This is a genomic window from Pseudomonas sp. 3296, assembly GCF_031456615.1.
GTDB lineage: Bacteria > Pseudomonadota > Gammaproteobacteria > Pseudomonadales > Pseudomonadaceae > Aquipseudomonas > Aquipseudomonas mucoides.
In genome coordinates, this window is the sequence record NZ_JAVDUY010000002.1 from 536,401 (window position 1) to 561,057 (window position 24,657).

The following is a 24,657-nucleotide window of genomic DNA, read 5'->3' on the forward strand; positions in this document are numbered from 1 at the left end:
CTCTCAGTTTTCAAAGCCAAAGGGGACAGATCTATTTGTGCCTTACGCACATAACAGCCCCGCCCCTTTATCGCCCCCAAATAGCCATAAACCGACCACCCCACAAAATGGCGAGCACAATTAAATAAATCCGCCCTCACTTTAATTGCGCCCCGCATTTTTTTGCTTAGTTAATCTGCTCCATTTCCGGAGCTTTGTAGCTTGCATCAATTTTTACCCCGGCGGCTTCAGCTCGAATCTCTGTTTCCGAACGACGCTTGAGAAGCTGCTGTAAATGAGCAGGAAATAATTCTTTCCATCTTGGTCTAACGCCCTCCTCGAAGTCCGTCCTCCAAAAGTTATCCAGAGATTTGAACTCTATCTTAATAAGATAGACACCCGTCCGAGACGGATCATCAGCTGAGTTTCTTCTCTGTACTTTCACATGAGTAACGTATTGACCGCTATACATATACCAGTCATAAAACCCATCACCTGCCAACCAGTCAGGCAAACTCATTTCGTGATCAGGATCAAACCGCGGATGACTGAGCGGGGTTTCTCCGAATACGCTGCTCTTCCAGTCAAACTTATCCAGCTCCGAACCAGAAATCCTCGGATCAGATGGGAAATAGTATTTTCTCCAGCCCGACGCTTTAAGATCAGTTATCAGTTTATAGATAAGCTTTTTGTTATCTTCATGGGAACTGTTGTCTGGTAATCCACGAAGTGTCACGACGAACTCTTCGACATTCGTAGTAACTTCGCTATCCACAACAACAGCAAGGCCTACAACTTTTTCTATTTCAAACATACTCTCAGGCTGAACTACAGTCACATTCATTAATGCCTGATCCTTACCTCCGCGCCTGATTTCGTACCAGCACATATTGACGGCATCTAAACAATCAGAAGAAAACTTCAAAGGGCTTTTCGCCAACAAGGCTTCAACCGGAGCGCCTAGTTCAACATTCATCTTTACTGCTTCAGTATTCATTTTACTCACACCTTCATTTTCGGCGCTATCGCATCCAACGAGACATAAAAACGGCAATATCCAGTACCACTTCAAGTTCTATTTCTCCACCCGGAAATCTCAGCAATCATGCCTTCCATATATCCTTTTCTATTTATCATAAGACCATGGTATTTATCGGCAATCAGCTGAATAAAATCCATCCGATTTTGCGCGCTGTACAAATCACCAGCATCCATCTGTTCTCTCAAGTCCGGCTCTTTTACATCACAAGCCGTTGAAAATGCGGCTGAGCGAAGAGGCATGAGCGGTACTCCTTCCGATGCTTTCTGAACATCAAGAATTTTCTTGAAAACCGGATCTTCGTATATAAGAGGTTGAAGAATATTTAACTGTTCATGATTGGCTGTCGCAATCAATGATTTGTACTGGAAACCCTGCCTCTCTTTGCCAGGCGGTTTCTCTTCTGCCTTACTTACATTTAAAAAAGCGTCAGTTATTTCATCTTTTATTTTGAAATTATCGATAACACCTATGGATTCCTGCGCCCAAGGCAACGCTCTTACAGCATTCTTGATTTGCACTTCAAACTTGTCAATGTTGCGGGCACTTGAGCACTTTTCAAATTTTTTTGGATACTGGCTATAGAACCAGTGCCAACAAAATATATCTTGAAACAACCAGAAATTACCCTTACCGAGGCCATTTTTACCAATATCGACCGCTGGTTTAGTTATAGGCCATGCATAAGTGACCAATTTTGTAAAATCGAGCCCGCACATTACCTGTTTACTCGCGAAGGCGGCCAATCCCATCCAATAAAATCGTCCCTTAAATGCTTCATTCCCTCCAGACTCCGTCTCCAAATAGAAGGAAGCATATACACCCGCTATACGAGCAGCGCGAGTACTAAAGTCACACTCCAACATCCATTTTTGATCACCGAACAGGTGGAACTCCTTTCGGTAGGTACTCAGTCGCTTTATCGCCTCAGACTGTGCCAAGGACCACAAGTGCCCGCAGTTAACTTCAACCTCCTGTGGAGGATCAGATTTGGCTTTGTTAATCTCGACTTTCGCCACAGGGCTGGGTGCACTGCTCATTTTTTTCGGCTCCGTTCAAAGTCATCTGCCCCTTCAGGGACACCAAAATCATCCCAAACAAGATGGACTTCAGCTGTTTGTACTGACTCCGCTTTAATTTGTGGAGAATGCCCATCTGCGTCGCTTCTGAAAATTAGTGGGGAGGTTGTGCTAGGCAGAATGAATGCTGCTTTCAAGCCTTCGACCGCATCGCCAGAACTAGTGACAAACTTAACTTTCTCGTAATAATTTTTTACTGCCTCGTTTTTCAGTACGTTCCCAGCCCGAGCTTGATCCGCAATCAACGGCAATCCTGGTAACACAATACCGATCCCGGTCCCACTCCCCGCCGACCCGCCAGCATTAATTTTCACTATTGGCCCAACAACCGTAATCCCGCCCGCATCCAGCTTGATGAAGCTGCCACCTGCTTTTACTGTCAGCTCCATCCCGGCTTCGATGACAATCTTGTCCCCAGCCTTCAGATGAATCTCTTTCCCAACACTAGTCAGCTGCGCAGTCCCCAACTTCACATGCTGGTTCTGCCCAATCGTCAGGTGATCATCCAGCCGCGTTTCAACCTTGCGATCAGCAATCGTGGTGCGATGTTCTTCAGCCTTCAGCTCGGTGTAGGTGTTCTTCTCCACCGTGTCATGCCGTTCATTCCCAACCCGAATCTTCTGATCATGCTCAATGTTTTCATCCCAATCGCGCTGGGCATGAATAAAGATCTGCTCGGCCCCTTTCTTGTCTTCAATCCGCAGTTCGTTGTACCCGCCGCCCCCCGGTGAGCTGAGGGTTTTGAATACGGTGCGGGTTTTGTTCGCCGGCAGGTCGTACGGAACCTGATTTTCCTTGTGATACAGGCACCCAGTCACCAGCGGCTGATCGGGATCGCCTTCGAGGAAGGTCACCAGCACTTCCATGCCGATGCGCGGGATGGCGATGGCGCCATAACGGTCGCCAGCCCAACTCGAAGAGACGCGCATCCAACAGCTGGTTTTGTCGTCGGCCTGGCCTTCGCGGTCCCAGTGGAATTGCACTTTGATGCGGCCGTACTGATCGCAGTGGATTTCTTCGCCCTTGGGCCCGGTGACCATGGCGGTCTGGCTGCCGAGGACGCGGGGTTTTGGGTGTTCCAGCGCGGGGCGGTAGAAGACGTTCCATGGGGTGGCGAGGAAGCGGTTGCGATAGCCCTGGTGGAAGTCGTCTTTGTTGTCGGTGGTGTCGCTGGTCACGGACTCTTCGAGGACTTGCGGTTGTTTGCCTTCGTGGACGATTTCGGTGAGCAGCCAGAGGTCGTTCCACTCGGTACGCGGGTGGTCGGACATTTCCAGGAAGTGGCCGCTGATCAGCCTGGTCTGGTCGCCGTGACCTTCGGCTTGCTGGTAGTCGGCGCGGTGGCGTTCGAGGGCGCGTTGGCTGAGGAATTTGCCGCGGGCGCGGTCGAGGAAGCGGCCGGGGTAGTCGTAATCTTCCAGATCCGGTTCGGTGCTTTCGCCGTCGGGTTTGTAGGCGGCTTCGAGCTGCAGGCGTGGTTTTTCGAAGTCGTAGTCGCGGCGCGTGACGCGGCCGGTGCGGGTTTCCAGGCGCAGTTTGAAGCCTTTGATGACGGGCTCGTCGGCGACCATGCCGCTGCCTTGCACATACGCGGTTGGCTGGCCGAGCTTCGGGAATACGGTCTGGTCGTCGCCGAAGACCAGCAGATGGGCTTTGTCGCTGTGCTGGAAGTGGTAGTGAATGCCTTCCTCTTCGCACAGGCGCTGGACGAAGTGCAGGTCAGTTTCGTCGTATTGCACGCAGTAGTCGCGATCCGGGCACGGCTGGCTGAGCTGGAAGCGGTAGGCGTTGCCCTTGATGCCGTGCTCGTCGAGGATCAGCGCGATGATTTTCGGCGCGGACATCTGCTGGTAGATGCGCTGGTTGGTGCGGTGATGCAGGTATTGCAGGTGCGGCACCAGGGAGATTTTGTAACGGGTCAGGCGCTTGCCGGCATCGCCTTGGGCGACGCGGTAGATTTGGCCGTGGATGCCGCTGCCTTTCGGGTCGAATGCGAGGAACGCCTGCTTGTGCAGGAGCTTTTCCAGGTCCAGGTCGGGGTTTTCGCTGACCAGTTCCAGGTCGAAGCGATACGGCTGGCTGATGCCTTCGGTGCCGGTGAACGACAGCACTTGCAGGTCGCCGGCATAGTCTTCGACTGTGAGGCTGAAATGCGTTTCGTTAGCGGAGTTGAACATTGCTTGCTCCCTGTTCGGTAGTCATCCGTTACGCCCGCAGTCGCAGGCGTTGCAGCAAAGACGAAGTGGCGCCCAGGGCGTCACGCAATTGGGCGGCGGTGATGGTGCGCTTGGCCGCATCGAAAGCCAGCGCCGTTCGCAGGGCTGGCCAGCAGTGTTTCGGTAGATTCCGTGGAGCGTGCAGTTCGCGTTCGAGGTGGCCGTCGCGGGCTTCGGTCGACGGCAAGCGGCGGAACGGGTGTTTGCCGCCCGCCAATTCGTAGAGTACGCAGGCCACGCCGTAGACATCTGCACTGGCCGACAGCGGTTGGCCTTCGAGCAGCTCCGGTGCGGCGTAGCCCGGGGTCCATGCGTTGAAGCGATCGCGGCTCAGGTGTGGCAGGCCGGGCAGGATGCCTTCTTCGGCCTGGCCGAGGCCGAAGTCGAACAGGCGCACGCCTTCTTCGCTGAGCATCACGTTGCTTGGCTTCATGTCGCCGTGCAGCACGCCGCGAGCGTGGGCGTAGGCCAGCGCGTCGAGCAGCGGCAGCGCGATGTCGCGCAGTTCTTTCCACGGCAGGCCCAGGGGGCGCTCGCAGAGTAATTTATCCAGGGTCAGCCCACGCATGAGTTCCATGGTGATGAAGGCGCGCTGGCAGTCGGTGTCCACTTCAAAGGTGTGGAAGCGCAGCACGTTGTCGTGGCGCAATCGTCGGGTCAGGGCGAACTCGCTGTAGAGCAAGGCGCTGGCGTCCGGCGATTCGGCAAATTCTTCGCTGAGGATTTTCAGCGCGATGTAAGGGTCGGGATCGCCGAACTGCTCGCTCAGCAAGTCCCGTGCGCGGTAAACCGCGCCCATGCCGCCGGCACCGAGCAGACGCTCGATGCGGTAACGGCCTGCGAGCACGTCGGGCATTTCGCCGATGCTGGCCTTGGTTGGCGCCAGCGCAGGTTCCGCCTGATGAGATTTGGCAAACGCAAAGTAAGTCAGGTTATTGGCTTCCTCGTCGGTCACCAGCAGGTCGTCGAGCGGCGGCATGAGTTGGGTCATTGTCGGATCACCACGGCAGTCAGGTTGTCCCGGGCCGAGCCACGCAAGGCGCCGTCGAACAGACGCTCCAGCGCAACGTGCGGCGCGGTCAGGCTCAGGGCGTTGCCCAAGGCATCGCTGCTGAGCCCTTGGTACAAACCGTCGCTGCACAACAGAAACGTATCGCCGGGGTAAACCTCGAGTTCGAGCACGTCCAGCGTCAGCACATCAGCCGCCCCGACCGCACGGGTCAGGGCATGGGCCGATGGATGCGCACGGGCGTCCTCGACGCTCATGTTTTGCTCGTCGATCAGTTGCTGTTGCAGCGAATGGTCCTTGGACAGCTGATACAAACGCTGGCCGCGCCACAGGTAGCAACGGCTGTCGCCGGCCCAGATACAGGCCGCTCGATTGCCTTCCACCAGCAGCGCCACCACGGTGCTGCCCATGATGCTGTCATGGCGCCCGGCGGTGACGGTCAACTCCTGACCCAGGCGGCGATTCAACCAGTGCAGGCACTGGCGGATGCCTTTGAGGCGTTCGTCGAAGTCGTCCTCCACCGGCAATTCCGCCAGGCTGGCGACGATCAACTGGCTGGCGATGTCGCCACCCTGATGACCGCCCATGCCGTCCGCGACCACCCACAGCCCCTGCTGTGGACAGTCGAGGAAAGCATCTTCGTTGCGCGCCCGAACCTTGCCCGGATCGGTACGCGCAGCGCTGCGCCAGGGACTGGCAACCAGCATCAGAGCTGCACCGGCATACGGAAGGTGCGCAGCACGCCCATGTCGAACGGGTTCGGCGTGCGCTGGCTGCTGAGCAGGTAATTGGCGCGCAGGCCACCCACGTCAGCTTTCAGGACCATCACGTCGCGACCGTTCAGGTACTCGGTCTGCATCAGGTCGAACAGACGGAACAGCGACCATGGGCCGGTGTTCTTTTCGATGCCGATCGGGCGCCCGGCCATTTTGTCGAGGACCAGGCTGGTGCGACCGTCTTCAGCGTCGGTCGGCCATTTGAACGACACCGGCACAATCGGACCGTGGCGGTATTCGATGGTCTTGTCGCCAAACTTGAACTCGGAACGGCTGACAGCCGGGTCGAGGGTGTACGGCTCCAGTTTGAACTGCACTTGCGGCTCGGCCGGGTTGACCGAGAAGAAGCTCTGGCGGATCACTTGGGCCGCGGCCATCTGGTCGAGGTAGACCTTGGAGATCGGCATGCTGTGACCGTCGATGGTGCGCAGGCGGTAGTTGCCTGGATCGCCACTGACAAACGGACGCATGTAGGTCTCGAAGAAGCGGTCGTTGATGCCCTGGGCCTTGAAGAACTCGCGGAAGTCGCTGATCGCCACGTCGCTGGTGCTGTGGGCGCTGAACGGATAACGCTTGTTGATCGCCTTGCCGTAGAAGCTGTACAGCTCGCTCTGATAACGCTGGTTCAGGTACTGGTAGGAATCGTTCAGCACCAGGCGCCAGGTGTCTTCTGCCAGGACGTTGAACCACACGCTGACCGGACGCGGCAGACGGTTCGAGGCATTGCGCAAGTTGCTCAGCGCATCACGCTGGCCGCTCATGCGGGTCTTGGCCATTTCGAACGCGGCCTGCTCCGGGGAACTGGCACGCGCCAGGCTCGCCAGTTGCATTTGCAGGTCGTTGAGCGCCGTCAGGGCCGGGGTCAAATCAGCGGCCGGGCCGTTGTTGTCATCCAGCAAACGGTGCAGCGGTTCGAAGCGACGTTGCAGGGATTTCTTCGCGGTGTCCGGCAGGTTCTTGGTCATGTCCGCGGCTTTATCCGCCGCGGCTGCCGCGAGTTTGCCGAGCTTGCCGCCCTTCTCGCCCAGTTTCTCAGCCGCCTCGGCCGCTTCATCAGCATTGTCGGCGATCACCGAGAAACGGGTGTTCTCGCGCACTTCCACCAGCAGTTGCAGTACTGGCGAGTTGGCCGAAGTCAGGCCCGCCAGTTGCTCGGCGCCCTCACCTGCGTCATTGATCGGTGGCAGGGCGACCTGGCCGACTGCTTCGCTCCAGAAGTTGGCGTAGTCGCGGAAGTACAGTTGCTCCAGTTCGACCATCAGGCGACGCAAGTCCATGCCGCTGATGCCCGAGCCTTCGCCCAGCACCCAGTTGTCACGCAGAATGTCGGTGACCAGCGCACTGCCCTGAACCGAGAAATACTGCTGATAACCCTGTTGCGTGTAGAAACCCGGGATCACGTAATCGGTGCCGACAAACAGCGAGCCTTGTGGACCCAAATGTTGGCTGAGACGGTATTCCGGCAGGTTGCGGGCCTGCTCGCGCAGCATCCGGTAAACCACGTTGGCCAGCGATTCGCTGCGCAGGATCTGACGTGCCTGCGCCACCAGTTGATCGTTGAGCGGGTAGATAAACGGTTGCTGGAGCAAGCGCTCGAAGTGTGTGTTCAGACCGTTCTGCACTGCGGTGTTGCCGGCGTAACGCTGGGACCATTCGGTGGCGACCCAATCCTTGAGCCATGGGCCGTCGCGACGGTCTTTCATGTTCAGCATCAGGTACGCGCGCAGGCTGTTGAGCAGGCGTTCGCGGTCGCGCATGTTGGCGCGGATCTGCCCTTCCAGCAGCGTCGCGACTTTCGGCAGCAGTTGCGCTTCAAGCTCGCGCTCGTAGGCGTTCTTGACCACTGGATTGACGTCTTCGCCTTGATACAGACCGCCACGCTCGTGGTAACTCACGTCGCCTTTTTTCGGGAAGACCTGGGTCGCCGCATAGCTGGTGTCGAGGGTTTTGAGCACGGCCATGGAATCATCACGCGCGGTCAGGGCCGAGCGCTGTTGCGTCCAGTTGGTGGCCAGGTTACGCAGGTTTTCCAGACGCTCGTAGTTGGCGGAGAAACCGCCCGCCCAGAGCATGCCGAACAACGCCAATGCCGCCAGCGCGCCCACGTATAGGGCGCGTTGGCCCCAATGGATGCGGCTGCGTTCGCGCTTGTCCAGACCGGCCAGATCGGCCTCGGGGAAAATCACCCGGCTAAGCAAATGATGGATGAAGCGGGAACGGCCGCTGCGCAACGTCGGCAGCACGCCCGCGTTCATACCCAGATTGGCGCCGATGCCGGCGGTGGTCTGGTCCATTTCCTGGGTCAGGTGCGGTGCGCTGGTCAGGTAGAAACCACGTAACTGGCTGACACGCTGGTAGCGGTTGCCGGTGAATGCCATGTCGACGAACAGGCACAGGCGCTCGCCGATCTGCCCCAGTTGATGCGGGAAATCGAGGATACGGCCACGGCGCTGGGTGTCGCGCTCCTGGTGCATGCGCATGATCACTTGGCTGTTCAGGCGACGCAGCAGCTCTTCGAACTCGGCGCGCAGGACGGCGACGTCAGTGCCGCTCTGCTCTTTGCGGAAGCTGGTGCCGAGCACCTGATCGCTTTCTTCGCGGGTCAGTTGATCGAAGAACTCGTCGAAACCAAGCAGTTTGTCGGCCTTGCTCAGCACCAGATAAACCGGCACATCAACGTGCAGTTTCTGATGCACGTCCTGCAAGCGCGCACGCACCTGGCGAGCCAGGGTGTCGAGGTCCTGCTCGGTGTTGCCCAGCAGCAATTCAACCGGGATGGTCACCAGCACGCCGTTCAACGGACGGTTGCGGCGACGCTTGCGCAGCAGGTCGAGCAAGGTGCTCCAGGCGCTGCCATCGACTTCGGCATCCGGCTGTGTCAGGTAACGCCCGGCGGTGTCGATCAGCACACCGTGGTCGGCGAAGTACCAGTCGCAATGACGGGTGCCGAGGGTGTCGCGGGTCAGCTTGCGGTCGATCTTGTTGATCGGAAACTCAAGGCCCGAGAAGTCCAGCAGGCTGGTCTTGCCGCTGCCCTGCGGACCGATCAGCAAATACCACGGCAAGTCACTGCGCCAGCGTTCGCTGCGACCGCGATACAGGCTCGACGTCTTGAGGGTTTTCAGGGCGTCCTTGAAACGCACCTTCAACTCTTTCTCTTCTTCGTCGATCAGCTCTTCGCGGCGGATGCGATCCTGGCCGTCTTCGGTGTCTTCGATGGCTTTTTTACGCACACCGGCGCGCCAGCTGACGAAGACCATGGTCAGGCCCCAGATCAGGAACAGCACGCTGATGGTCAGCAAGCGCGAGGTCGAACCTTCCCAGAACTTGTAGTCATCCACCGCCAGCAGCGGCCCGACGAACCACACCAGCAGCGCGACAAACAGCACCACCAGCAAAGTCCAGACCCAGGTCTTGCGCAAGAATGCGCCGACTTTCTTGAAAAACTTTTTCATGACACGTCCCTGTTTACGGCTGCGACTGCGGCTGGACCGCGGCCGGATCTAGCGGCTGGAAAGGTTGCAGAACGGTGTCGCGCTGCTCGCCGAGCACCCAGGCGAAACCCGAATACATCACCACCAGGCAAACCACGGTGAACAGCACCACCATCCACGCCGGCACGATGCGCACCAGGCTGCGGCGCTGATCGTTCAAGCCTTCCCAATGGGGCGACAGTTCGCGAGGCACGTCACCGCGCAACTGACGAATCTGACGATACAAGGCATCGCGGATGCCTTCGAGTTCGAGCATGCCGCGCGCTTGTACGCGGTACTTGCCTTCGAAACCGAGGGACAGGCACAGGTACATCAACTCCAGCATCGGCAGGTGCTTGACCGGGTTTTTCGACAGGCGATCCAGCAGCTGGAAAAATTTTTCGCCACCGAAGGTTTCGTTGTGGAAGCTGCTGAGCAGGCTCATCTGCGACCACTCGCTTTCGTTGCCCCACGGCGTGGTCACGACGGCTTCGTCGACCACGGTGCACAGCACGTAACGCGCGGCCATCACCTGGCTGCTTTCGGCGCCGTTGTGCAGCGCCCGCACTTCAAACAGCTTCAGCCCGGCAGTCAGTCGCTCGTTGAGCGCGTACATGTCTTCGCGGGTGTCGCTGTGCTTGAGTCGCACCACTTCCGACAACAAGTCGGACGCCGCTGCGACCAGCGAATTGAGGCTGATGTTGAAGGCTTCGGCCGGGCGCAGGCGCGCGGCATAAATCATCCGTTCTTCGAGCTGTTCAAAACGCGGCGGTGCAGCGAAATCTGTCAGCGGACTCGAAGCTGGGCCGTGGCCCTGGCGGTCGAGCAGGACGGTTTTGTCGTCCTGGGTATGTTCCATGTCCTTGATCATGTCGGTCAGTTCCTGATGGCCCAGAATTTCAGTTCAAGCTCGGCAAATTCGCCGGACACGTGGAACGCGAAGCCGCCGGAGCGCTCGAGTTGTGCCAGGTCTTCGGAACTGAGTTCGAGAATGAAATAGGTTTTGTTGGAGTGGAACGCGATCTGCCGCGGGGCCACCGGCAACGGTTTGACCTTGATGCCCGGCAGGTGCAGGTTGACCAGTTGGCGGATGCGCTCCACCGGGCCGACCTTGAGGTGCGCCGGCAAGCGATGGCGCAGTTCTTCGGAATCGCAGTTGGCACTGGCCGCGAGCACGAACGACGCCGAGCCCAGCAGTTTGTGGTCGTGCAACGGCGAGACGATGATCCCGTACTGACGCGCTTGCAGGACCAGTTCGATGGCGTGCTGTTCCAGCACCATCGATAGCACCTGGCGGATCGCTTCCATCAGCTTGCGGAAGCTCGCGCCCTGGTCGCTGTGCTGGTAACGGCTGTCCAGGCGCGGGCGTTTGCTGTCGCTGGAAAACGTCGCCAGATCGCCGAGCATGGTCAGCAGCGTGCGGTACAACTCTTCCGGGTGAACCTGTTCCAGGCCGAGGTAGTGGCGCAGCAGCAGTTCGGTGCGGTTGATCAGTTGCAGCATCATGAAGTCGCCGACTTCCGCGCCACCGACCTTGCCGTTGGAACGGATCCGCTCGGCGATGGTGTCGCCACGGTGGCCGAGCATGCTGATCACTTCTTTCAGGCACGACAGCAAGTAGCTGGAGGCATGCGCCTGAATGTAAGTCGGCACGAAATCCGGATCGAGGCTGATCACGCCGTCGGGCGTGGTGTCGAGCACGTCGCAGATTTTCAGCTTCACGTAAGCCTGGTCGCTCTGCTGCTCGCCGAGCAACAGTTTGAAGTCCGGGCGGCCGCAGCTGACCTGGCTGGCGGAATCGTCGCCGGCGTTGGAATCGGCGACTTCCGCTTCGTACGCGGTGTAGCGCGCCAGCACGTCGGATTGCTCCGCACGGCGTGCCTCAATGTGGTTACCGGTGACCAGCGGCAACGCCAGGTAGATCGGCGTGTTGCCGGTGTTCGGCGGCACGTCCAGCGCCAGCGGCTCGGTGTTGCCACCGAGTTCGAACAGGCTGCCGTCCGGCAGAATCCCCGAGGCCTGGCTGATCACCAGTTTGCCCATGTTGAGGAACTGCAAGTCGATGTCCAGGTTGAGGAAGCCCCAGGTGTAACTGCCCAGCAACTGGGTGCGGGTCTTCATCTGGTGATCGTAGTAGCGATCGTTGTGCTGGAAGTGCTGCGGGCGCAGCAGCATGCCTTCCTGCCAAATGACTTTATGGTTATTCATGATCAGTCATCCGCCTTGGCGAGCGTTTCGAGGCTGCTGCGGATACCGGCCTGATCGAGCGTCAGGTCAGCGTCGGTGACTTCCACCGGGGTGATTTGCACGGTGTAGCGCCATTTGGTTTCCGGCAGGTCGCGGTAGGCGGCGAGCACGCCCACGTAGCGGCTGCCCTCCTCCACGCTGAGTTTCAGCTCAACGGTTTCGCCCGGGCGCAATTCGAGTTCTTCGCTGGCCACCAGGTCTGGGGCCAGGGATTCCTTGGCGCGTTCATACAGGCTGAAGAAGTCGGCGTTTTCGAAGGTCACCGGGTGCTTGAGCTCGAACAGGCGCACGACAATCGGCGACGGACGCCCGTTGAGGTCTGGGTTCAGCTGATCGCTGGCGGTCAGTTTCAGGTTGAGCTTGGTGACTTTCGAATACGGCGACAGCGACGAGCAGCCGGCCAACAGCACCAGGGCCATGAGCGCCGTCAGCGTCTTGAAAAAAGCGGTCGAGCAGCGAGACATGCGCATCATCCTTGGTGGTCGGTGTGTAGGGTGGAAATCAGGCGGATCTGCTCTTCGTAGGCCTGAGCGAAGTCACGGGCCAACAGGCGTTCGCTCCAGTCATCGTCCTGACGCAGGGCCTGGTGATAACGACCGTAGGCTCTCCAGCGACTGCCCGAGGTAGCGAGCAACGGCTTGTTGTCGCGCTCGAAACGCAGGGTCAATTGCTGTGGCGAGAAGTGCTCCAGCGTGCCGCGAACGGCGGCGCGGCTGGCGGTCAGCAGCGCGACCTGATGCGCCTGCAAATCGCGGAACGCGCGGGAGATCGCTTGCTCGGCCGGCAACTGGCCCGGCTTGTTCGGCTGCAACAAAATGCCCAGCGCTTCACCGGCATCGACGGCGAATTTCAGCGGGTTCTTTTGCGAGCCTTGCACGGTGGTCTGGGCCAGTCGCAGTTCGTTTTTCAGTTCGCTGCGGGTGCGCAGGCTCTGCTGCAAACCGCCGACGCTCTGCTTGAGCAAGCGTGCCGCATTCAGCGCCAGGGCTTCGCGAGCATCGTGGTCGAGGCCTTTAAGGTCTACGCCGAGCGCGGCACCGAAATGCTCCCAGAAGCCTTCGCTCTGACGTTCGACCGCTTTCGGCGCTGGGGCTGGTGCGGGTTCGGCCGGGGCATTGATCAGCTCCGGGACCATCAGGCTTTCCATGTCGATGCGCGCGTAGTCGGCGCGCTGACGGGTGTCTGAGAGGGTGGTGCTCGGGGAGATCAATTGCTCGATTTCCGAATACACGCGTTCTTGTTGATCCAGTGCATTGAGCGGGTCGAGGTCGAGGAACGCGTCATCCGGAATGATGCTGCCGGCCGCTTGCGGACGGCCAACTTCGACGTCGAAGGTCGCGGGGTCCCGCACCAGCCGCGCGCGGATCTCGAAATCACCCAGCACATAGACACTGCCGTGCTCGATACGCATCGCTTCGCCCTTGCGCAGGCGCGCGCCGCTTTCGCTGTCCTGGATACCGTTACTGCTGGTATCGGTCAGGAAAAACGTGCCTTCGCGGTAGCTGATCAACGCGTGGTGGTTGGACAGGTGCCGCTTGCGATCAGGAATGATCCAGTCGCAATCCTCACCCCGGCCAATCACGCCACCGGCCTGTTTAAAGGTCTTTTGGCACAAGTCCGTGGGCACGAATTGCTTGGTGTTGAGCATTTCGAAAACCAGTTCCATGGTGATACTCCTTGCGGTCACTTGCCGCGATTGACCGCCTGCGGATCACCCAATGGGCGATAGGTGTTGTCGTTGTATTTGTAATTGCCGCTACAGCCGCCGAGGCCGCATAGAACGACGAGGGTCAGCAGGACGGCTTGCCAGTGACGAACAGGCATCAGAGGGTCTCCAGGGATAGACAAAGCACAAAGCGCCGGCCCGATTGGGCGGCGCTATCAGAAGCGAATGAGGTGAAATCGACGGTCATTGACCTACCCATCGAAGTCACCCAGGTTGATATTCAGGCGCCCGAGGCGGTACAGCAGCGTGCGTCGTGGCAGGCCGAGTTCGCGGGCGGCGAGGGTCTGGTTGCCGTCGTTTTTGCGCAGGCAATCGAGCAGCAGGCTGCGTTCGACCTGCTCCAGGCGTTCGCGCAGGTTCAGGCTGTTGTCTTCGGGCATGGCCTCCATGCGCAGGGAGAAATGCTCGGCCAGTAACTCGCCGCCCTCGCACAGCAAAACGGCGCGTTCGACCAGGCCTTTGAGTTCGCGCACGTTGCCGGGGAAGGCATAACCGGACAGGTGATCCAGCGCCGCGTCAGACCAACGCACCGCATCGCGTTGCAAGAACGAGCAGGCCTTTTCCGCAAAGTGCCGGGCCAGGTCGAGGATGTCGCCTTCGCGCTGGCGCAGGGCCGGCAACTCGATCGGGAATTGCGCGAGGCGGTAGTACAAGTCCTCGCGGAATTTGCCTTCGCTGACCAGTACCGACAAATCCCGATGCGTCGCGGCAATGATGCGCACATCGATCTTGTGGGTGTCGTTGGAACCCAGCGGACGAATCTCGCCTTCCTGCAAAACCCGCAACAGCTTGGCTTGCAGGGACAACGGCATGTCGCCGATTTCATCGAGCAGCAAGGTGCCGCCATTGGCCGCATCGAACAGCCCGGCGCGGTCGCGATCAGCGCCGGTGAAAGCGCCTTTGCGATAGCCGAACAGCTCGCTTTCCAGCAGGTTCTCGGGGAACGCCGCGCAGTTCTGCACGATGAACGCCTGGGAGCGACGCGGGCCACAGTCGTGGATGGCGCGTGCGACCACTTCCTTGCCGGTACCGGTTTCGCCGCGCAACAGCACGGTGTATGGGCTGTGCAGGACTTTGCTGATCAGCGAATAGGTCTGGCGCATGGCCGAGCTTTTACCGATCAAACCGTAACCGCTGGCACTCGGCACACTGACCGGCGCAGGCCGCGAAACACCGCTCGGCTGACGCAACCGTTGCAGCAGGTGCAGTTGGCCGAGCACGAACGAGCCCAGCTGACCGAGGGAATCGGCGAAGCCTTGCAGGTCGATGTGCCGGCGACTGGCACACAGCAGCAGGCCTTCAACCGACTTCTGCTGATTGACCAACGGCACGCACAACAACGACTGCCAAGGCGTGGCTTGCGGTGGCAGGAAGCTGGTTTCGTGCAGGCTGCCGCTCAGTTCACAGAGGCTCACCACACGGTTCTGGCACAGGGCGAATTGCAGCAATTGTTCACCGTTGTAATCCGCCGGCAGGCTCGCCGCTTCCCGGGGTTGCAGGATGCCGTTCAGGCACTCGGCATTCATTCCCAGGCAGGTGTGGGTCGCGTCCAGCAAGTACAGCTGCGTCAGTTCGCAACCGCTGAGCTCGGCCAGACCGCGCACGAAGTCACCCAGCAGCGCAGCCCCGTCCGCCGCGCGCGACAGGCTGGCGAACTGCGCCAGCAAGGCTTCGGCATAGACCAGCGGTTGCGGCACTTGAGTGAACATCACACCCACCTCAGGCGAACTCGCAGGTCACGCTGGCGTCACCGTCGAGCGTGGCATGCACACGCTTGAGGCTTTCACCGGTAGCCATCGCGTCGAGCAAGCGGTCGGCCACCAGCGGCAGCACGTGCAGGTCGAGCAAATGGTCGATCAGGCGCGCGCCGCTGTCGCTTTGGGTGCAGCGTTCGGCCAAGTGATCGACGAGGTCCTGGGAATAAGTGAAGTCCAGTTGACGACGGTTCAGGCGCTCGCCCAAACGACCGAGTTTGATTTCGATCAGCTCGCGCAGCACCGGGCCGCCGACCGGGTAGTAAGGCACCACGCGCATCCGCGCCAGCAGCGCCGGCTTGAAGTGTTTGCTGAGCACCGGGCGAATAGTTTCTTCCAGCACTTCGGCAGACGGCCGTGCGCCGTTTTCGCAGAGTTCGCTGATGCGGTCGCTGCCCAGGTTCGAGGTCATCAGGATCAACGTGTTGCGGAAGTCGATCTCGCGCCCTTCGCCGTCGTTGGCCACGCCTTTGTCGAAGATTTGGTAGAACAGGTTGAGCACGTCCGGATCGGCCTTCTCGACTTCATCGAGCAACACGACCGAGTACGGCTTCTGGCGCACGGCTTCGGTGAGCATGCCGCCTTCGCCGTAACCGACGTAGCCCGGCGGTGCGCCGATCAGGCGCGAGACGGTGTGTTTTTCCTGGAACTCGGACATGTTGATGGTGGTGATGAAACGATCACCGCCGTACAGCAAGTCAGCAAGGGCCAGCGCGGTTTCGGTCTTGCCGACGCCGCTCGGGCCGACCAGCAGGAACACGCCAACCGGGGCGTCCGGTTTGTTCAGGCCGGCAGCGGTGGCGCGCATCGAGCGGTCCAGGGCGTGAACGGCTTGCTCCTGACCACGAATACGCGTGCGCAGATCAGTGGCGAAACTCGCGACCTTGGCGTTGTGTTCGCGGGCCAGTTGCGCCAGCGGTACGCCGGTCCAGGCGCTGATCACTTCGGCGACCAGACGCGGGCAGACTTCGAAGCTCACCAGACGTTCTTTGACTTGCAGTGCCGTCAGGGTTTTGTGCGTGTCGTTGAGCGCGGCTTCGAGGGTTTCGACGCTTTTCGCTTCGTCGACCGGCAGGGTTTCGATCACAGTGCCTTCAGCGTCTTCTTCAACCGTGACGATGGGTTCGACGGCAGCGGCTTCACGCGCCTTGGCCAGTTGCTGGCGCAGGTCCAGCAGGCGTTCGGCGAGTTCTTTCTGTTCAGTCCACAGGGTTTCCAGCGCCGCCCTTTCGTCTTCGGCTTCTTCCAGCCGCGCTTCCAGCGCGTCCAGCGCTTCGTGATCGATCAGCAAACCGGCTTCGGCATCGCGGCGCAGGGCCTGACGCTGACGACCGCCTTCGGCCAGTTCACCACGCAGGCGTTCAAGGCTTTCCGGAGCGGCGGCGAGGCTGATGCGAACGCGGGCGCACGCGGTGTCGAGTACGTCGACGGCTTTGTCCGGCAGTTGGCGACCGGCGAGGTAACGGGCGGACAGTTCGGCAGCGGAGACGACGGCGTCATCGCGCAGGTAGATGCCGTGGCTCTTCTCGTACACCTGAGCCAGACCACGGAGAATGGTCACCGCTTCGCTGACGGTCGGTTCGTGCAGTTGCACCGGTTGGAAACGACGGGCCAGCGCCGGGTCTTTCTCGAAGTATTTTTTGTACTCGGCCCAAGTGGTCGCCGCGATAGTGCGTAACTCACCACGGGCCAGCGCCGGTTTCAGCAGGTTGGCCGCGTCGGAACCGCCGGCATTGCCGCCCGCGCCGATCAGCGTGTGGGCTTCGTCGATGAACAGGATGATCGGTTTCGGCGAGGCTTTGACTTCGTCGATCACGCCCTTGAGGCGACGTTCGAATTCACCTTTGACGCTGGCGCCGGCCTGCAACAGGCCCATGTCCAGCGACAGCAGTTCGACGCCTTTCAGGACTTGCGGCACTTCACCGGCGGCGATGCGCGAGGCCAGGCCTTCGACGATGGCGGTTTTACCCACACCGGCTTCACCGACCACGATCGGGTTGTTCTTGCGGCGACGGGCAAGGATGTCGACCATCTGCCGGATCGCGCCATCGCGGCACAGCACCGGGTCGAGTTTGCCGTCGCGGGCCTGTTGAGTGAGGTTGTGCGTGAAGCGCTGCAGCAGCGATTCGCCCGGCACAGCGGGTTTGCCGGTGGCCGGTTGCTCTTTCTGCGACAGGGCGAATTCTTTCAGGCGCTCGATGTTCAGCTTGGCCAGCAACGACTGGTAGCGACTGCCGGCATAGCGCATCGGGTTGCGCAGCAGCGCAAGGATCAATGCCGCTTGCTCGACCTGGCTCTGGCCCAGCTCAAGGTTGGCCACCAGCAACGCATCTTGCAGCCACTGCACCAGTTCCGGGGCGAACACTGGGTTGCGCGAGGCGCTGTGCTCGACCCGCGATTGCAACGCGGCGCTCAGTTCGCCGGCATCCACTTCGGCGTCTTGCAGCGCGCGTGCGAGCAGGCCTTGCGGACGCTCCAGCAGGCCGAGCAGCAAGTCTTCGACGAGGATTTTGCTGCCACCACGGGCGACGCAACGCTCGGCCGAACTTTCCAGATCACGACGGGTTTCGGCGTCCAGCGCCTGGATAAGTTGTTGCAGGTCTACGTTGATCATGGGTCATCTGTCCTTAATGAATTTTGCTGCCCAGGGTCACCACGCCGTCCGCTTTTTCGCGGCCCAGCCAACTGGTCCAACCCAAGCGACAGGCGTTCTGCTCACCGATGCGCAGTTCCGGGATTTCTTCGTGGCGCAACACCAGGCGAATGTCGTAATCGAGCGGGTCACGCAAGGTAAAACGCACCAACGCGCACAACGGTTGGTAGCCGAAACCGATGGGCAGGAATTCGTGAAAGCGTTGCCAGTCGAGTTCGCGGATGTGAATGCGGAATTTGCCGCTGCGGTCGCGCACGTGTTCACCCAGCACCAGGTCTTCGCCGAGCAGGCTGTTAGCGCGGCCCAAACGATTTCGCTGCTCATCGAGGATTTCCACGCGGCGCTCGATGCACTGCTCGATGGTCAGCTCGGCGTGCTTGAAGTAGTAACGCAGCACCGCTTCGATCAGCGCCGCCGAGTGCGCCCGCAAACTGAGCAAGCCGAGGTAGGGCAGCAGGCGTTTCCAGTTCAGCTCGCCAGCCTTGCGGATCTCCTCGCCACCGAGGCCAATCAACGCAAACAGCTGCGAAGAGAACGGGTCCAGCGCGCCGCTTTCGAAGCTCGCGCGGTAGCGGTATTTGCGCCAGATCGGCAGCATCAGCCGTTGCAGGCGATGGTGGAACAGGTCAAGAAAGTTGCGGGTCGGGTTGCCGTCTTCGCTGTCGCCCAGGGCCTGTTCACCGTAGAACGCCGGCAGCGGCGAACCGGAACCGACCAGGCCGATCAGGTTGAAACGCAGGCGCGCGCGCATCTGCCCGTGCTCGTGGAAAAACTCCACGCGATCGACATCACTGCCAGGGAAACCCAGGCTCGGGTTGGCCTGGAATTCCAGCTGGTCGTACAAATCGTCCTGACTCAGGTGCGGGTGGGCCTCGCGCAGCCGGTCAACCACCAGCAGCACGGCCTGAAACAGCGAGTACTCGCGTATTCCTCGGGTCAGCCCGCTTAAAGAAGCGGCTGAAGGCCCATACGTGGTGTCCATTGGTACACCTCTCCCTGTGTGCTTTTTACTCGCAGCTCGTGGTACGAATTGAGACTGGCGTAAAGCGCGAAAAACTCGTTAAGAACCGAGGCGAAAACGAACAGGTCGCCCTCGCCGATATACCCTTCCGGGTCGATGGTCAGCTCGGTGCGCAACCCGCGTACCGGCAACCCTCGGTGCAACCGATCAACGTGCTGGTGCTTGATCGACTTGAGCCCTCCCAGCAAGCGCTTACTGACTTTTTCCGCGTGTTGGTCGTAGTAGCGCGGCAGGTCGTAGGTTTCGAGAATCACCTTCAACGCATTGACGTCGGCCAGGGACAGGTAGTTGAGCGACATGTTGCTGATCAGCTTCCAGAGGAAGTCACGGTTCAGCGGCGGCGCATAACTGGGGGTAGCCGGGGTGATGTTGCGGAAACTGAGAAACTCCGGCGTCTCTTCACAGGCCTGGCAGATGTCACCGAGCTTGAGTTTTTTGGGCAGGTTCTGGTTGGTGCACATCAGCTCGATCGACAGGGTTTCGTGAGCTTCAGTGTGGCGGATGCCGAAGCTCAGGTAGGTGTCGAGGCCGTTGTGCAACGAAGACGAACGCTGGCGGATGCTGTAATGCGGACGGCTGTTGGGCACGTCGAAGCTCGGGTCGTGCTCGAAGGATTCGAACGGCACGTATTCCTGGTAACCGAGGCCGCCGGGCTTCCAGCCGGTGACGGTTTCCACCGAGAACACGCCGCAGTTTTGCAGGTCGTATTCGGCGGGCAGCAGCAAGTATTCGTCTTGCTTGCCGTCGAGTCGGATCGGCAGTGCATCGTGCTTGAACAGGTTGACGATCGGCGTGCAGTAGAGCTTCACGTTATCCAGGGTCGGACGCATACGCATGATGCCGCTCTTGCGAATATCGAAACGCAATTCGAGGCCGCGCATTTGCTTGAGCGTGTCTTCCGGCAGTGCCTTGAGCAGGTCCAGACCGTTGATATCAACGAAGAGGAATTTGTCCTGGAAGGCGAAATATTCCTGCAGGTAGCGGTAGCCGCGGAAGGTGTTCAGCGGATACGGGATCAACGCCTCTTCTTCGGCAAAACCCACCGGCTGCACGCGGTCGCCGGGCATCTTGAACGCCATCGGCTGGCCACTCACCCCGTTGATAGGCTTGCCGTCGCCATCCAGCGGGATCAGCTCGATGCCTTCCAGATTGCGCAGCAGGCTCAGGTAAAGCATCTGGCTGATGTAGCGCTCACCGGCGAAGTGCAGACGCAAGCGACTCAATTCCAGTTCGCCGAGGTGACCGTCAGCACTCATCTCCAGACGCAGGCTCAACAACGAACCGTCGCCCTTCACCGAGTAATTCAGCGCGGCCAGATCCAGCGGCAGAACTTCGGTCGGGTAGCAGGTGCGAAAGCGGCAACGCACGTCATCGATCGGCACGCTCTCAACCGGAGTGTCGCGCTCGACCATCAACGCAGGACCCGAACGCTTCAGCGGGTCGAACTGCAGAATGCTGAACGCCGGCAGCGGCCGCATGTAGTTGGGCCACAGCAGGTGCATTAACGAGTGGCTCAGCTCCGGCAACTCGTCATCGAGCTTCTGGCGCAGGCGACCGGTCAGGAATGCAAAACCTTCCAGCAACCGCTCCACGTCCGGATCCCGCCCGGCCTGACCCAGGAAAGGCGCCAACGCCGGGCTACGCTCGGCGAAACGGCGACCTAACTGGCGAAGTGCGGTGAGTTCGCTTTGGTAGTAGTGGTTAAAGGACATCGTGTGGTTGCCTGATCATAATTTAGAGTAAATTCCCGCGCTGACATAAGCCGTCGTTCACTTAGTGAGCTTAATTCGCACCAAAGTAGTCATCGAGAGGGATTCATCCGCCTCAATTAGGAATAACCTCATACGGCGTATTACTGATAAAGACATTCAGCCAACTTTCTTCCCATTGCGGCATGGAAACCGTGAACACTTTGTTTTTCTTGTTGAAGTCGATCCAAGTAATACCGACCTCGTTATCATCCTCGTACGCACGCATATCTAGCGATTGAGTATCGTACAACGGGCTTCGATATACTTTGGCTGAATCCTTAGAATCAATAATTCTTAAGTACGCCATACCGCCAAGCATGAAAATTCTGCCGACACGCACATTCTCAATTACGTAATCTCCTGAAGGGCTGGCCTTAGTTGTACTTGCAGGAAATCCAAGCATTGCGTTTACGCAATAAACAAGCAATGCAAACAACAGCACCAACGAGAGACTGATAGACCATAACCACTTCCTGCCAAACGTAATCATTTTTCAACACCCACATTTTCCGCAACCACACCAACGCTAAATGTGCGCATTATTTATTCCAAACGTTAATAACTGTTAATGGAATACTCTGATAGTGCACATCAGATAAAACCTGAAAGTCGCCACCCTTACCGAACTCAGCCCGATACTTCACAAAGTGGGAGTTCGTAATATAAAAATAGCGCGCACTGTCTATTTCCTTAAACATAGCTTGAGAGTCTTCGGCACTGAGATACGGATTCGACGCAATGTCTGACCTCATCTGCGCCGCGCCGGCATTTGCAGTGGCTGCATAGGCAGGGTTGGCTACCCCATCAAAATTCCAAAAACCCAGTGGTTGACTGAAATTATCTTCCGGTCCATCATTGAAGTCGTAGGCATCCTCAGCATAAAAGCCGATACGCTCAACAAATAGTTGGATGCTATCTACAGAGACGACTAACTTCCCTTCTGGAAATACGCGAACGTTAAAATTTGCCAGCGCAGCCCGGAGCTCATCGGTTTTCTCTATCAAGCCGAATTTGACCGCTCGATTATTACTGTATCCGAACTCTTCAACCTTTCTGGCACTTTCAAACTTGAAAGGGTAAACGCCTGGAGTCAAGCCAAGATACTTATCTTTGACTTTCTTGCTTATGTTTTTTCGTCCAGCAGGATTATCCCAAACAGACTTCAACTCTTCAATTACAGCCTTGGCAGGTTCAAACCGCATCAGCCAAGCCATTTTCACGATGGTATCTTCTACATAATTGACGTCTGCAAGAGCGTCGTGGTCTTTGACCTCTTTGCTCATAGCGCCGTCTGTGGTTGGCCATGGCTTGCCATTGAACCAATGGCGCATGAGCTTCGCAGCAACTGGCCATTTCATTTTATCCATCGCGCCAGGTATATCTGTGATTTTGAATTGACGAACAACTGCAGACTTACCAGCCTGATTACTCGCTGGTGTCAGACTTGAAGCTATTGTTGTATCCGCCATATCAAAAACCCTCACTCGTCTTATCCAATTACAACTTCGGATTGCTGCTCAATAATCAACTCATACGTCTCAGCTTCCGATGACGAAATTTTCTGCGTCTTGCCGTCGGCGCCTGTGACACCACTGATTATTTTTCCCGAGGCTGTTTTGAGACTGTATGCAACTCCACCCAACGGCTTCCCGGTGTCTTGGCAATTGATCACAAAATGCTCGTTAAACGGCCACTGAATCTCCACCGGCAACGGCGCCACAAACGGCACCGGCGAATGCGAATTCCCGATAATCACCGTCCCGGACCCGGCCGTAACCTTGTTGCCATGAGTCCCGACGGAATCCACCGTGGCGGCCGGTTTACCGTTAATCAAAACCGTCGTCGCCAATCCGCCCGACATCGCACCACCACACGCCGAGGCATCGCCTTGGCGGGCGGCCGCGAGGCCGTCGAAGAACACATCGCCGGAGCCGGCGACGATCGGGTTAGTGCCGTGGCCGGGGAGCGGGCAAGCGGTGGGGTCGGTGACACGTGCTGCGGGTTTGCCGGACATACGAATCTCCTTAGTTGACCTTGACTTGACCGCTGCCATCCAGGCGCGCGGCGAAACTGACCTGACGCTTGAAACCATCCACTTCCAGCAGGCCTTCGATGCTGAAGGACAGGCGAAGCTGATCGTGGTCCCGCGGCAGGGAGATGACATGCACATTGCTCAGGCGTGGCTCGTAGGCTTCGATGAAATTTTCGATGGCCAGACGCGCCTGACTCAGGGAGTCGTGCAGGCTCAGACGCATGTCATTGAGATCGGGTAGCCCGTAATCGGACAGCGTTTGCACGCTGCCCGCACGGGTGCTGAGCATCTTGGCCAGATGGGCAGCCACGGACGCCATGGCGGAAACCTCGCGGCTCCAGCCGACGCGTTTGTCCGCGTCGCCACCCAGGCGTTCGAAAAGGCTGCCGTATCCAGTCATGAGTTAGCTCCGTTTACTCTTTGTCCAGCTTGCCAACCAGCGACAGGGTGAAATCGGCACCCATGTACTTGAAGTGCGGGCGCACGTTAAGGCTGACGCGGTACCAGCCCGGCTCGCCTTCGACATCGCTGACGATGATCTGGGCAGCGCGCAGTGGGCGACGGCCACGGACTTCGGCGCTCGGGTTTTCCTGGTCGGCCACGTACTGGCGGATCCACTTGTTGAGTTCCAGCTCGAGGTCGGTACGTTCTTTCCACGAACCGAGTTGCTCGCGCTGCAGCACTTTCAAGTAGTGAGCCAAGCGGTTGACGATCATCATGTACGGCAGTTGGGTGCCGAGCTTGTAGTTCAGCTCTGCGGCCTTGCCTTCTGCGCTGATGCCGAAGAACTTCGGCTTTTGCACCGAGCTTGCGGAGAAGAACGCTGCGTTGTCGGAGCCTTTGCGCATGGTCAGGGAGATGAAGCCTTCCTCGGCCAGTTCATATTCACGACGGTCGCTAACCAATACTTCGGTAGGAATCTTGGTTTCGATTTCGCCCATGCTTTCGAAGTGGTGCAACGGCAGGTCTTCCACCGCGCCACCGCTCTGTGGGCCGATGATGTTCGGGCACCAGCGGAATTTGGCGAAGCTGTCAGTCAGCTTGGTGCCGAACGCGTAGGCGGTGTTGCCCCACAGGTAATGTTCGTGGCTGTTGGCGACGGTTTCTTTGTACACGAACGATTTAACCGGGTTTTCTTCCGGATCGTACGGGTTACGCAGCAGGAAACGCGGCACGGTCAGGCCAACGTAACGGGAGTCTTCCGACTCGCGGAAGCTCTGCCATTTGGCGAATTGCGGGCCTTCGAAGTGATCTTTCAGATCCTTCAGGTCCGGCAGACCGGTGAAGCTTTCCAGGCCGAAGAATTTCGGGCCGGCCGCGGCGATGAACGGCGCGTGGGACATGCAGGCAACGCTGGACACGTACTGCATCAGTTTCACGTCCGGCGAGCTTGGGGACATGAAGTAGTTGGCGATGATCGCGCCAACCGGCTGACCACCGAACTGACCGTATTCAGCGGTGTAGATGTGCTTGTACAGGCCAGACTGCATCACTTCCGGCGAATCTTCGAAATCGTCCAGCAGGTCGTCTTTGGAGACGTTGAGGATTTCAATCTTGATGTTTTCGCGGAAGTTGGTGCGGTCAACCAGCAACTGCAGGCCACGCCACGACGATTCCAGGGACTGGAAGGACGGGTGGTGCAGGATTTCGTCCATCTGGCGGCTGAGCTTGGCATCGATCTCGGCGATCATGCGGTCAACCATGGCCTTCTTGACTGGCTCACCGTTGTTCTGCGGCTTGAGCAGCTCTTCGATGAAGGCCGACACACCGCGCTTGGCGATGTCGTAGGCTTCGTCGTCCGGCGTCAGGCGGGTTTCGGCGATGATGCTGTCGAGAATGCTGTATTCGCCGTTCTCGTTGCTCTTTTGCTGTGCTGCGCTAGTGCTCATGGTGTTGGCTTCC

20 protein-coding genes are annotated in these 24,657 nt (G+C 58.8%); all 20 read right to left on the minus strand.

Going from position 1 to position 24,657, the window contains the following annotated elements; genetic code table 11:
* Positions 1-166 precede the first annotated feature (166 nt).
* The 20 genes from J2X66_RS06950 to tssC all read right to left on the minus strand — a co-directional run bounded on the left by J2X66_RS06950 (position 167) and on the right by tssC (position 24,644).
* Complete coding sequence (locus J2X66_RS06950) at positions 167-976, minus strand: hypothetical protein (protein ID WP_310262538.1); 810 nt, start codon at positions 974-976, stop codon at positions 167-169.
* A 71-nt stretch (positions 977-1,047) separates the two neighbouring features.
* Positions 1,048-2,058: a DUF2515 family protein gene (locus J2X66_RS06955; RefSeq protein ID WP_310262539.1), complete on the minus strand. Its 1,011-nt coding sequence runs from the start codon at positions 2,056-2,058 to the stop codon at positions 1,048-1,050.
* Positions 2,055-4,274, minus strand: coding sequence for a type VI secretion system tip protein TssI/VgrG (gene tssI / locus J2X66_RS06960; RefSeq protein ID WP_310262542.1), 2,220 nt, complete (start codon positions 4,272-4,274; stop codon positions 2,055-2,057). The genes J2X66_RS06955 and tssI overlap by 4 nt, the downstream gene beginning before the upstream one ends.
* 28 nt (positions 4,275-4,302) lie before the next feature.
* Complete coding sequence (locus tag J2X66_RS06965) at positions 4,303-5,304, minus strand: serine/threonine-protein kinase (RefSeq protein WP_310262545.1); 1,002 nt, start codon at positions 5,302-5,304, stop codon at positions 4,303-4,305.
* Positions 5,301-6,029 carry a serine/threonine-protein phosphatase gene (locus J2X66_RS06970; protein ID WP_310262549.1) on the minus strand — a complete coding sequence of 243 codons (729 nt, stop codon included), beginning with the start codon at positions 6,027-6,029 and terminating at the stop codon, positions 5,301-5,303. Before J2X66_RS06970 ends, J2X66_RS06965 begins: the two co-directional genes overlap by 4 nt.
* Positions 6,029-9,553, minus strand: coding sequence for a type VI secretion system membrane subunit TssM (gene tssM / locus J2X66_RS06975; RefSeq protein WP_310262552.1), 3,525 nt, complete (start codon positions 9,551-9,553; stop codon positions 6,029-6,031). The genes J2X66_RS06970 and tssM overlap by 1 nt, the downstream gene beginning before the upstream one ends.
* A gap of 13 nt (positions 9,554-9,566) precedes the next feature.
* Positions 9,567-10,442: a type IVB secretion system protein IcmH/DotU gene (gene icmH, locus J2X66_RS06980; RefSeq protein WP_310262555.1), complete on the minus strand. Its 876-nt coding sequence runs from the start codon at positions 10,440-10,442 to the stop codon at positions 9,567-9,569.
* Between the two features lie 5 nt (positions 10,443-10,447).
* Complete coding sequence (gene tssK / locus J2X66_RS06985) at positions 10,448-11,779, minus strand: type VI secretion system baseplate subunit TssK (RefSeq protein WP_310262558.1); 1,332 nt, start codon at positions 11,777-11,779, stop codon at positions 10,448-10,450.
* 2 nt (positions 11,780-11,781) lie between these two features.
* Positions 11,782-12,282, minus strand: coding sequence for a type VI secretion system lipoprotein TssJ (gene tssJ, locus J2X66_RS06990; protein ID WP_123433135.1), 501 nt, complete (start codon positions 12,280-12,282; stop codon positions 11,782-11,784).
* A 5-nt stretch (positions 12,283-12,287) separates the two neighbouring features.
* On the minus strand, positions 12,288-13,484 hold the full coding sequence (gene tagH / locus J2X66_RS06995) for a type VI secretion system-associated FHA domain protein TagH (protein WP_310262562.1): 1,197 nt from the start codon (positions 13,482-13,484) through the stop codon (positions 12,288-12,290).
* Positions 13,485-13,501: 17 nt separating this feature from the next.
* Positions 13,502-13,642 carry a hypothetical protein gene (locus J2X66_RS07000; RefSeq protein ID WP_007894589.1) on the minus strand — a complete coding sequence of 47 codons (141 nt, stop codon included), beginning with the start codon at positions 13,640-13,642 and terminating at the stop codon, positions 13,502-13,504.
* Between the two features lie 93 nt (positions 13,643-13,735).
* Positions 13,736-15,253 (minus strand): sigma 54-interacting transcriptional regulator, encoded by a 1,518-nt coding sequence (locus J2X66_RS07005; protein ID WP_310262566.1) that lies wholly within the window; start codon positions 15,251-15,253, stop codon positions 13,736-13,738.
* A gap of 10 nt (positions 15,254-15,263) precedes the next feature.
* Positions 15,264-17,912 (minus strand): type VI secretion system ATPase TssH, encoded by a 2,649-nt coding sequence (gene tssH, locus J2X66_RS07010; protein ID WP_310262569.1) that lies wholly within the window; start codon positions 17,910-17,912, stop codon positions 15,264-15,266.
* 13 nt (positions 17,913-17,925) lie between these two features.
* Positions 17,926-18,933: a type VI secretion system baseplate subunit TssG gene (tssG, locus tag J2X66_RS07015; protein WP_310262572.1), complete on the minus strand. Its 1,008-nt coding sequence runs from the start codon at positions 18,931-18,933 to the stop codon at positions 17,926-17,928.
* Positions 18,897-20,684, minus strand: a complete 1,788-nt coding sequence (gene tssF, locus J2X66_RS07020; protein WP_310262576.1) for a type VI secretion system baseplate subunit TssF — start codon at positions 20,682-20,684, stop codon at positions 18,897-18,899. The genes tssG and tssF overlap by 37 nt, the downstream gene beginning before the upstream one ends.
* Positions 20,685-20,796: 112 nt before the next feature.
* Positions 20,797-21,213 (minus strand): hypothetical protein, encoded by a 417-nt coding sequence (locus J2X66_RS07025; RefSeq protein ID WP_310262578.1) that lies wholly within the window; start codon positions 21,211-21,213, stop codon positions 20,797-20,799.
* 49 nt (positions 21,214-21,262) lie between these two features.
* Positions 21,263-22,192, minus strand: a complete 930-nt coding sequence (locus tag J2X66_RS07030) for a DUF6402 family protein (RefSeq protein WP_310262581.1) — start codon at positions 22,190-22,192, stop codon at positions 21,263-21,265.
* A 20-nt stretch (positions 22,193-22,212) separates the two neighbouring features.
* Positions 22,213-22,737 (minus strand): PAAR domain-containing protein, encoded by a 525-nt coding sequence (locus tag J2X66_RS07035; RefSeq protein ID WP_310262584.1) that lies wholly within the window; start codon positions 22,735-22,737, stop codon positions 22,213-22,215.
* A gap of 10 nt (positions 22,738-22,747) precedes the next feature.
* Positions 22,748-23,155, minus strand: coding sequence for a type VI secretion system baseplate subunit TssE (gene tssE, locus J2X66_RS07040; protein ID WP_027926313.1), 408 nt, complete (start codon positions 23,153-23,155; stop codon positions 22,748-22,750).
* A gap of 13 nt (positions 23,156-23,168) precedes the next feature.
* Positions 23,169-24,644 carry a type VI secretion system contractile sheath large subunit gene (gene tssC, locus J2X66_RS07045; RefSeq protein WP_310262590.1) on the minus strand — a complete coding sequence of 492 codons (1,476 nt, stop codon included), beginning with the start codon at positions 24,642-24,644 and terminating at the stop codon, positions 23,169-23,171.
* Positions 24,645-24,657 lie beyond the last annotated feature (13 nt).

What these genes read in the sequence shown, in the direction of transcription:
- tssF (WP_310262576.1), bottom strand. Translation starts at nt 20,684, where the DNA reads ATGTCCTTTAACCACTACTACCAAAGCGAACTCACCGCACTTCGCCAG.
- J2X66_RS07000 (WP_007894589.1), bottom strand. Translation starts at nt 13,642, where the DNA reads ATGCCTGTTCGTCACTGGCAAGCCGTCCTGCTGACCCTCGTCGTTCTA.
- tssM (WP_310262552.1), bottom strand. Translation starts at nt 9,553, where the DNA reads ATGAAAAAGTTTTTCAAGAAAGTCGGCGCATTCTTGCGCAAGACCTGG.
- tssJ (WP_123433135.1), bottom strand. Translation starts at nt 12,282, where the DNA reads ATGTCTCGCTGCTCGACCGCTTTTTTCAAGACGCTGACGGCGCTCATG.
- tssH (WP_310262569.1), bottom strand. Translation starts at nt 17,912, where the DNA reads ATGATCAACGTAGACCTGCAACAACTTATCCAGGCGCTGGACGCCGAA.
- tssC (WP_310262590.1), bottom strand. Translation starts at nt 24,644, where the DNA reads ATGAGCACTAGCGCAGCACAGCAAAAGAGCAACGAGAACGGCGAATAC.
- J2X66_RS07025 (WP_310262578.1), bottom strand. Translation starts at nt 21,213, where the DNA reads ATGATTACGTTTGGCAGGAAGTGGTTATGGTCTATCAGTCTCTCGTTG.
- J2X66_RS06970 (WP_310262549.1), bottom strand. Translation starts at nt 6,029, where the DNA reads ATGCTGGTTGCCAGTCCCTGGCGCAGCGCTGCGCGTACCGATCCGGGC.
- J2X66_RS06950 (WP_310262538.1), bottom strand. Translation starts at nt 976, where the DNA reads ATGAATACTGAAGCAGTAAAGATGAATGTTGAACTAGGCGCTCCGGTT.
- icmH (WP_310262555.1), bottom strand. Translation starts at nt 10,442, where the DNA reads ATGATCAAGGACATGGAACATACCCAGGACGACAAAACCGTCCTGCTC.
- J2X66_RS07030 (WP_310262581.1), bottom strand. Translation starts at nt 22,192, where the DNA reads ATGGCGGATACAACAATAGCTTCAAGTCTGACACCAGCGAGTAATCAG.
- tssI (WP_310262542.1), bottom strand. Translation starts at nt 4,274, where the DNA reads ATGTTCAACTCCGCTAACGAAACGCATTTCAGCCTCACAGTCGAAGAC.
- tagH (WP_310262562.1), bottom strand. Translation starts at nt 13,484, where the DNA reads ATGGAACTGGTTTTCGAAATGCTCAACACCAAGCAATTCGTGCCCACG.
- J2X66_RS06965 (WP_310262545.1), bottom strand. Translation starts at nt 5,304, where the DNA reads ATGACCCAACTCATGCCGCCGCTCGACGACCTGCTGGTGACCGACGAG.
- tssG (WP_310262572.1), bottom strand. Translation starts at nt 18,933, where the DNA reads ATGGACACCACGTATGGGCCTTCAGCCGCTTCTTTAAGCGGGCTGACC.
- tssE (WP_027926313.1), bottom strand. Translation starts at nt 23,155, where the DNA reads ATGACTGGATACGGCAGCCTTTTCGAACGCCTGGGTGGCGACGCGGAC.
- tssK (WP_310262558.1), bottom strand. Translation starts at nt 11,779, where the DNA reads ATGAATAACCATAAAGTCATTTGGCAGGAAGGCATGCTGCTGCGCCCG.
- J2X66_RS07005 (WP_310262566.1), bottom strand. Translation starts at nt 15,253, where the DNA reads ATGTTCACTCAAGTGCCGCAACCGCTGGTCTATGCCGAAGCCTTGCTG.
- J2X66_RS07035 (WP_310262584.1), bottom strand. Translation starts at nt 22,737, where the DNA reads ATGTCCGGCAAACCCGCAGCACGTGTCACCGACCCCACCGCTTGCCCG.
- J2X66_RS06955 (WP_310262539.1), bottom strand. Translation starts at nt 2,058, where the DNA reads ATGAGCAGTGCACCCAGCCCTGTGGCGAAAGTCGAGATTAACAAAGCC.